Below are 8,380 nucleotides of genomic sequence, written 5' to 3' on the forward strand. Positions count from 1 at the left end.
CACCCCCCCCCCCCCCCCCCCCCCCCGCGCCCCCCCCCGCCCCCGCCGGCCCCCCAGGGCCGTTTTCCTTACCGTCGGGCCAAAGCCGTCAGGTCAGGATGCGCGGGACTACTCCCACTCGATGGTCCCCGGCGGCTTCGAGGTGACGTCGAGCACGACGCGGTTGACGCCGTCGACCTCGTTCGTGATGCGGTTCGAGATGCGCGCCGTGACGTCGTAGGGCAGGCGGGTCCAGTCGGCCGTCATCGCGTCCTCGCTCGATACGGGGCGCAGCACGATCGGGTGGCCGTAGGTGCGGCCGTCGCCCTGCACGCCCACCGAGCGCACGTCGGCGAGCAGCACGACCGGGCACTGCCAGATCTGCGGGTCGAGGCCGGCTGCCGTGAGTTCCTCGCGCACGATCGCGTCGGCGTCGCGGAGCAGGTCGAGCCGCTCCTGCGTCACCTCGCCGATGATGCGGATGCCGAGGCCAGGGCCCGGGAACGGCTGGCGGGCGACGATGACCTCGGGCACGCCGAGCTCGCGGCCGATCGCGCGCACCTCGTCCTTGAAGAGCGCACGCAGCGGCTCGACGAGGGCGAATGTCATGTCTTCGGGCAGGCCGCCGACGTTGTGGTGCGACTTGATGTTCGCGGTGCCGGTGCCGCCGCCCGATTCGACGACGTCGGGGTAGAGCGTGCCCTGCACGAGGTACTTGATCTCGCCCGAGCCACCCTCAGCGCGCGACTCGGCGACGAGCTCGGCCGCGGTCTGCTCGAACACACGAATGAACTCGCGGCCGATGATCTTGCGCTTCTGTTCCGGGTCGGTCACGCCCGCGAGGTGCCCGAGGAACTGCTCACGCGCATCCACGGTCACAAGGCGCACGCCGGTGGCCGCAACGTAGTCCTGCTCGACCTGCTCGCGCTCGTCCTTGCGCAGCAGGCCGTGGTCGACGAACACGCACGTGAGCTGCTCGCCCACCGCGCGCTGCACGAGCGCCGCGGCCACGGCCGAGTCGACGCCGCCCGAGAGGCCGCAAATGACCTGGTCGCTGCCGATCTGCTCCTGGATGCGCGCAACCTGCTCGTCGATGATGGAGGCGCTCGACCAGTCGCCGGGAATCTGCGCGGCGCGGTGCAGGAACGCCTCAAGCTGGGCCTGGCCCTGCTCGGAGTGGAGTACCTCGGGGTGCCACTGCACACCGTAGAGGCCGCGCTCGGGGTTGCCGAACGCCGCGACCGGGGTGGTCTCGGTTGAGGCAAGCACCTCGAAGCCCTCCGGCGCCCGCACGACCGAGTCGCCGTGGCTCATCCACACGGTCTGCTGCGCGGGCTGCTCGGCGAAGATGGTCGACTCGGCCGCCGCATCCGCGAGCGTCACGTTCGTCGCGCCGTACTCGCGCCGGCCGGTCTTGGCGACCTCGCCGCCGAGAGCGATCGCCATGGTCTGGAAGCCGTAGCAAATGCCAAACACGGGCACGCCGAGGCCGAACACCTCCGCGTCAAAGCTCGCGGCGTCGTCGGCGTACACGCTGGCGGGGCCGCCCGAGAGCACGATGGCGAGCGGCTGTCGCTCGCGCACCTCTGCAGCCGAGATGGTGTGCGGCACAATTTCGGAATAGACGTTCGCCTCGCGCACGCGTCGAGCAATCAGCTGCGCGTATTGCGCACCGAAGTCGACGACCAGTACTGGACGAGCCTGGGTCACGGTTTCAGTCACAGCACCAGTCTAGTTCTCCTGCCGACGCCGCACTTCCTCCGCGACCTTCGCGTCGAGCGCCGCGCGCTCCTCGTCGCTGAGCTCGGCCTCGACTCGGGCCACACGGGCATCCTCGTCGTCGGTTTCGTCCCAGATCTCCTGGTATTCGCCGAGCAGTCGCTTCGTGCGGCGCGTGATGAGTGCCTCGGTGATGAACGAGAGGAACGGTACGACGCCGCCGCCAGCGAGGGCGAGCAGCCAGCCGAGCTCCCACCGCATCTTCTGCCAGAGCAGGTAGCAGCTGATGAGATAGATGACGTAGAACCAGCCGTGCACGATGAGGATCCAACGCGAGAGGTTGATCGCGGTGACCGTGTCCTCCTGCACGAGCGCGAGGAAACCGAAGGGGCCGCCGAGCTCAATCTCAACGTGGCCGATGTACTTCAGCAGCATCTCGAACACGAGCAACAGCAACAGCACGCCCGTGATCACCGAGGTGACCTGATAGAAGCGCAGGCGCTTGCGGATGGTCGGGAACTCGGTCGGGGTAGGGATGCGGGCCACGGGATGCGCTCCAGAGGTGTCGGGGTGGGATGGGCTGAGTGTACGAGGCGGGGCTTGGTTGCTACCGCTGCTCGCGGTTGCGCTCGTTCGCGAGTTCGAGTAAGAGTTCGCGGCGCACGCGCTCGGCCACGGCAGCATCGGTGTGCTCGGCCTTCGTGGTGAGGTAGTCGTCGCGCACCATGCGCCACCAGACGTAGATGGCCATAGCGCAGAAGACGAGCCATTCGATCGCGTAGAAGATGTTCAGCAGATCGATCTGCAGCGAGTCGTCGATGGGTACGACATCGATGGCCTCGAGCGGTGCCGGCACCGGCAGGCCGGCGGTCGCGAGCAGCCAGGCCGGGTAGTAGTCGGATGCCTCGGTCGCCCAGGTGTTGATGAGCTGCCCCGGCGACATCGAGAGGATGCGCTGCGGATCACCATCGCGCGCGGGTACCGGGTCTTGCCCGACCTCGAGCTTCGCGAGGACGACCAGCGGCGTCTGCGCGCTGCCGAGGTCGGCCTCGGCTGTGGCGAGCGAGGCGATCGCCTGTACGGCCTGCACCTCGTCGGCGACCCAGCCGAGCGCGACGGGCATGCCCGGCAGCTCGCTCGCGTCGACGCCGCCGAAGCTGGTCGTGCCGTCATCGGTGACCGCAAAATGGCCGACGACCCAGAAGCCGCTCACCCCATCCTGCAGCCGCCCCTCGACCACACCGAAGTCGCCGGGCACGAGGAACCCCTCGACCACGATCGGCCTCGCGGCGGCCTCGTCGGTGACCCAGGTGTCGGGCGCGATGAGCTCGCCAAGCGGCACCGGCTCAACGTAGGCCTCGGCGTCAGCCGCGGTGCCCGCTGATTCGAACGCCGCCGTGAGCTGCCAGCGGCCGAGCAGCAGGAACGCCACGACGACGACGAGCACCAGGGCGAGGAACGCAAGCCACTTGGGCTTGAGCATCGTGCGCAGCATGCGGCTCGTGACTACGACTTGGAGGTGGGGCTCACCACGAGGTCAGCCCGCTGGAACGACTTGAGGTCGGTGTAGCCGGTCGTCGCCATCGCGAAGCGGAGGGCGCCCACGAGGTTCGCGGCGCCTCCGGCGGTCGCCGAGGGGCCGCGCACGATCTCTTCGAGGCTGCCGACCTGGCCGACCTCAACACGGTTGCCGCGGGGCAGGCGCGGGTGGCGCGCTTCGGCGCCCCAGTGCCAGCCGCGACCCGGCGCATCCGTCGCCCGGGCGAGCGCCGCGCCGAGCATGACGGCGTCAGCGCCGCACGCGACGGCCTTGACGATGTCGCCCGACGAGCCGAAGCCGCCGTCGGCGATGACGTGCACGTAACGACCGCCCGACTCATCCATGTAGTCGCGGCGCGCGCTCGCGACGTCGGCGATCGCGGTCGCCATCGGCGCCTGGATGCCGAGCACGCGGCGGGTGGTCGTGGCCGCGCCACCGCCGAAGCCGACGAGTACGCCGGCCGCGCCGGTGCGCATGAGGTGCAGCGCCGACGAGTACGAGGCCGCGCCGCCGACGATGACGGGGGTGTCGAGCTCGTAAATGAACTTCTTGAGGTTGAGAGGCTCGCGGTTCTGCGAGACATGCTCGGCCGAGACCGTCGCGCCGCGGATCACGAACACGTCGGCGCCGGCCGCGAGCACGTCGGAGTAGAATTCCTGCGTGCGCTGCGGCGAAAGCGCACCGGCAACGACGACGCCGGCATCGCGGATCTCTTGCAGGCGCGCCTTGATGAGTTCGCCCTTGATCGGCTCCTGGTAGATCTGCTGAAGGCGGGCGGTCGCCTGTTTCTGCGGCAGGTCGGCGATCTCGGCGAGCAGCGTCGTCGGGTCGTCGTAGCGGGTCCACAGGCCCTCGAGGTCGAGCACACCGAGGCCGCCGAGCTGGCCGAAGGCGATCGCCGTGGCCGGGCTCATCACCGAGTCCATGGGGGCGGCGAGGAAGGGGACGTCGAAGGTGAACGCGTCGATCTTCCACGTCGTCGAGACGTCTTCGGGGTCGCGGGTGCGCCGCGAAGGAATGATTGCCACGTCGTCGAGGCCAAACACAGGGCGCGCGCGCTTCGTGCCGCCAATCTCAATCTCAGTCACCCCCACAGCCTACCGGGGCTCGCCGATGAACGCGTCAGAATAGACGCACGACGACAGGAGGCAGCGTGGCCGATTACATCCTCGCGCTCGACCAGGGCACCACATCGACTCGCGCGATCATCTTTGATCACGACGGGCAGATCGTTGCGAGCGCGCAGCGTGAACACGAGCAACACTTCCCCCAGCCCGGCTGGGTCGAACACGACGCGCTCGAGATCTGGCGCAACGCCCGCGCCTGCATGGGCACGGCGCTCGCCGAGGCGCAGCTCGCCCCGAGCGACATCGCCGCGGTTGGCATCACGAATCAGCGCGAGACCACGGTGCTGTGGGATCGCGCGACCGGCCGCCCCGTGCATCCCGCGCTCGTGTGGCAGGACACGCGCACGCAGGGCATCGTCAACCGGCTCGCGGCCGACGGCGGCGTCGACCGCTTCCGCGAGCGCACCGGCCTGCCACTCAACACCTACTTCTCTGCGACGAAGCTCGCGTGGCTGTTCGACGAGCATCCCGGCACGCGCGAGCGGGCGGCGCGGGGCGAGCTCTGCGCCGGAACGATCGACACCTGGCTCACCTGGTGGCTCACGGGCGGGCCGCGCTCGGGCGTGCACGTCACCGATGTGACCAACGCGTCACGCTCGCTGCTGCTTGACCTCGGCAGCTGCGACTGGAGCGACGAGCTGCTCGAGACCTTCGACATTCCCCGCGCGTGCCTGCCCGAGGTGCGCTCGTCGAGCGAGGTCTACGGGCACTGCGCCGAGCGCACTCCTCTGCCGGGTGTGCCGGTCGCGGGCATCCTCGGCGATCAGCAGGCCGCGACATTCGGCCAGGCCGCGTTCGGCGAGGGGCAGGCGAAAAACACCTACGGCACCGGCTCGTTCTTGATCTACGGCACCGGCGAGCAGATCGTGCACAGCGAGCACGGGCTGCTCACGACCGTCGCATACCAGCTTGGCGACGAGGCGCCACGGTACGCGCTCGAGGGATCGATCGCGGTGACCGGCTCGCTCGTGCAGTGGCTGCGCGACAACCTCGGGCTGATTCGCACGTCGGATGAGATCGAGTCGCTCGCAGCGACGGTCGACGACAACGGCGGTTGCTACATCGTGCCGGCGTTCTCTGGATTGTATGCGCCGTGGTGGCGGCCGGATGCGCGCGGCGTGATCGTCGGCCTGACCGGGTACGTGCGGGCCGGGCACATCGCCCGAGCCTCGCTCGAGGCCGCCGCGTACCAAAGCTGCGATGTGCTCGACGCATGTAATTCGGATGCGCCAGAGCCGCTGCGCGAACTGCGCGTCGACGGCGGCATGGCCGTGAACGACGCCCTGATGCAGTTTCAGGCCGACTTGCTCGGGACGGCGGTGGTGCGCCCGAAGATCGTCGAGACGACAGCGCTCGGGGCGGCGTTCGCGGCCGGGCTGGCGGTTGGCTTCTGGCGCGATCGCGAGGAACTCGCCTCCCTCTGGCGCGAGGACCGCCGCTTCGAGCCGAATATGGCTGCCGACGAGCGCGACCGCCTCCGCGCCGGCTGGCTGCGCGCCGTCGAGCGCAGCTTCGACCTCGCCTGACCGCCGAATCCATGGGTGTCGCGTTTCGCCCCATCCGAAGGCGTTTTCGCGCCGTGGACGGGCCCAAACGCAACACCCATGCGAGCCGAAGCGAGCCGTTGCGGCCGTTCGCACCCTCGGCCACCAAGCGGCCTGTCACCGGCGCAAAGTAGACTGGGCGAGAAATCTTGAAGTAGAGAGAACTACAAGGGAGTGCCGCGCATGGCGAAAATCATCTATACGCACACCGACGAGGCCCCGCTCCTCGCCACCTACTCGTTCCTGCCCATCGTCCAGGCGTACGCGAAGACCGCTGGCGTCGAGGTCGAGACCCGCGACATCTCGCTCGCCGGCCGCATCCTCGCCGCGTTCCCCGAGAACCTCACCGAGGAGCAGCGCGTCGGCGACGCCCTCGCCGAGCTCGGCGAGCTCGCGAAGAGCCCCGAGGCGAACATCATCAAGCTGCCGAACATCTCGGCCTCGGTGCCACAGCTGAAGGCCGCGATCGCCGAGCTGCAGGCGCAGGGTTTCGACATCCCCGACTACCCCGAGGAGTCGGAGGACGCGGATGACGTCGAGGTGCGTGCCCGCTACGACAAGATCAAGGGCTCGGCCGTGAACCCGGTGCTGCGCGAGGGCAACTCGGACCGCCGCGCACCGGCCGCGGTGAAGAACTTCGCCCGCAAGCACCCGCACTCGATGGGCGCTTGGTCGGCCGACAGCAAGACCGCGGTCGCAACGATGACCGACGGTGACTTCCGCCACAACGAGCAGTCGGTCGTGCTGCCCGCCGCTGACAACCTCGAGATCCGCTTCGTTGGCGACAACGGCACCTCGCGCGTGCTCAAGGACAACCTCGCCGTGCTCGGGGGCGAGGTCGTCGACTCGACGGTCATGCACCTCGCCGACCTCGACGCGTTCCTGCGCGAGCAGGTGCGGGCGGCGAAGGATGCGGGCGTACTGTTCTCGACACACCTCAAGGCCACGATGATGAAGGTCTCCGACCCGATCATCTTCGGCCGCGTCGTGCGCGCCTTCTTCCCCGACCTCTTTGACACCTATGGCGATGTGCTCGCCCAGGCCGGCCTCTCACCGAACGACGGCCTCGCCGCGATCATCAAGGGCGCCGAGAACCTGCCGCAGCGCGACGGCATCCTCGAGGCCATCAACAAGGCCTACGAGACCGGCCCGAAGCTCGCGATGGTGAACTCCGACAAGGGCATCACCAACCTGCACGTGCCGAGCGACGTCATCGTCGACGCGTCGATGCCCGCCATGATCCGCATCGGCGGCAAGATGTGGGGCCCCGACGGCAACGAGGCAGACACGCTCGCCGTTCTGCCCGACTCGTCGTACGCCGGCATCTACCAGGTGACGATCGACGACTGCAAAGCCAACGGCGCCTTCGACCCGGCCACGATGGGATCGGTGTCGAACGTCGGTCTCATGGCGCAGAAGGCCGAGGAGTACGGCTCGCACGACAAGACCTTCGAGGCGCCGGGCAACGGCCGTATCGAGATCGTCAACTCGTCCGGCGAGGTGCTCACCTCACACCAGGTGGCGACGGGCGACATCTGGCGCGCTTGCCAGACCAAGGATGCGCCCATCCGCGACTGGGTGAAGCTTGCCGTCACGCGTGCTCGCGCCTCGGACACTCCGGCCGTGTTCTGGCTCGATGACACCCGCGCGCACGACCGCAACCTCATCGACAAGGTGAACACGTACCTCGGCGAGCACGACACCGACGGGCTCGACATTCGCATCCTCTCCCCCGAGGCCGCGACCGAACTTTCGGTGCAGCGCATCCGCGACGGCCTCGACACCATCTCGGTGACCGGCAACGTACTGCGCGACTACCTCACCGACCTGTTCCCGATCCTCGAGGTCGGTACATCGGCGAAGATGCTCTCGGTGGTGCCGCTCATGAACGGCGGCGGCCTGTTCGAGACCGGTGCCGGCGGATCCGCGCCGAAGCACGTCGACCAGCTCGTGCACGAGAACCACCTGCGCTGGGACTCGCTCGGCGAGTTCCTCGCCCTCGCCGAGTCGCTGCGGCACGAGGCCGCGGCTGGAAACAAGCGCGCCTCGGTGCTCGGTGACGCGCTCGACGCCGCGACCGAGCGTCTGCTCGACGAGAACCTCTCGCCGAGCCGCAAGACGGGCGAGCACGACAACCGCGGTTCGCACCTCTACATCGCGAAGTTCTGGGCTGAGGAACTCGCGAAGCAGACGGCCGACGCCGAGCTCGCCGCGGCCTTCGCCCCGGTTGCCGAGGCGTTCGCCGAGCAGGTCGAAGAGATCGCCGCGGCGCTCATCGCCGAGCAGGGCAAGCCAGTCGACATCGGCGGTTACTACCGCCCGGTTGATGCGAAGGCGTCGCGGGTGATGCGCCCGATAGAGACGTACAACAACATCCTCACCCTCCTCGCCTAAGCGGCCTCCGCGCACCACCCACAACGGTTGAGTGGTCGGTTGTTGTAGTTCTGGCGGTGCCAGAACTACAACAACCG

The 8,380-nt window shown here is 68.6% G+C and carries 6 protein-coding genes; 2 read left to right on the top strand and 4 right to left on the bottom strand.

Going from position 1 to position 8,380, the window contains the following annotated elements:
* Positions 1–108: 108 nt before the first annotated feature.
* The 4 genes from guaA to QM019_RS12155 all read right to left on the bottom strand — a co-directional run bounded on the left by guaA (position 109) and on the right by QM019_RS12155 (position 4,326).
* On the bottom strand, positions 109–1,701 hold the full coding sequence (guaA, locus tag QM019_RS12140; RefSeq protein WP_282853215.1) for a glutamine-hydrolyzing GMP synthase: 1,593 nt from the start codon (positions 1,699–1,701) through the stop codon (positions 109–111).
* Between the two features lie 9 nt (positions 1,702–1,710).
* Positions 1,711–2,244, bottom strand: a complete 534-nt coding sequence (locus QM019_RS12145) for a DUF3817 domain-containing protein (protein WP_241209143.1) — start codon at positions 2,242–2,244, stop codon at positions 1,711–1,713.
* Between the two features lie 61 nt (positions 2,245–2,305).
* On the bottom strand, positions 2,306–3,181 hold the full coding sequence (locus tag QM019_RS12150; RefSeq protein ID WP_282853217.1) for an SURF1 family cytochrome oxidase biogenesis protein: 876 nt from the start codon (positions 3,179–3,181) through the stop codon (positions 2,306–2,308).
* A gap of 23 nt (positions 3,182–3,204) precedes the next feature.
* Positions 3,205–4,326 (bottom strand): GuaB3 family IMP dehydrogenase-related protein, encoded by a 1,122-nt coding sequence (locus QM019_RS12155; RefSeq protein WP_282853218.1) that lies wholly within the window; start codon positions 4,324–4,326, stop codon positions 3,205–3,207.
* A gap of 65 nt (positions 4,327–4,391) precedes the next feature.
* Here QM019_RS12155 and glpK point away from each other — a divergent pair, with 65 nt between their 5' ends.
* A complete protein-coding gene (gene glpK / locus QM019_RS12160) occupies positions 4,392–5,891 on the top strand; it encodes a glycerol kinase GlpK (RefSeq protein WP_282853219.1) in 1,500 nt (499 codons plus the stop codon).
* Positions 5,892–6,092: 201 nt separating this feature from the next.
* On the top strand, positions 6,093–8,303 hold the full coding sequence (locus tag QM019_RS12165) for an NADP-dependent isocitrate dehydrogenase (RefSeq protein ID WP_282853220.1): 2,211 nt from the start codon (positions 6,093–6,095) through the stop codon (positions 8,301–8,303).
* Positions 8,304–8,380 lie beyond the last annotated feature (77 nt).

It is taken from the genome of Gulosibacter sediminis (assembly GCF_030011715.1).
Taxonomy (GTDB): domain Bacteria; phylum Actinomycetota; class Actinomycetes; order Actinomycetales; family Microbacteriaceae; genus Gulosibacter; species Gulosibacter sediminis.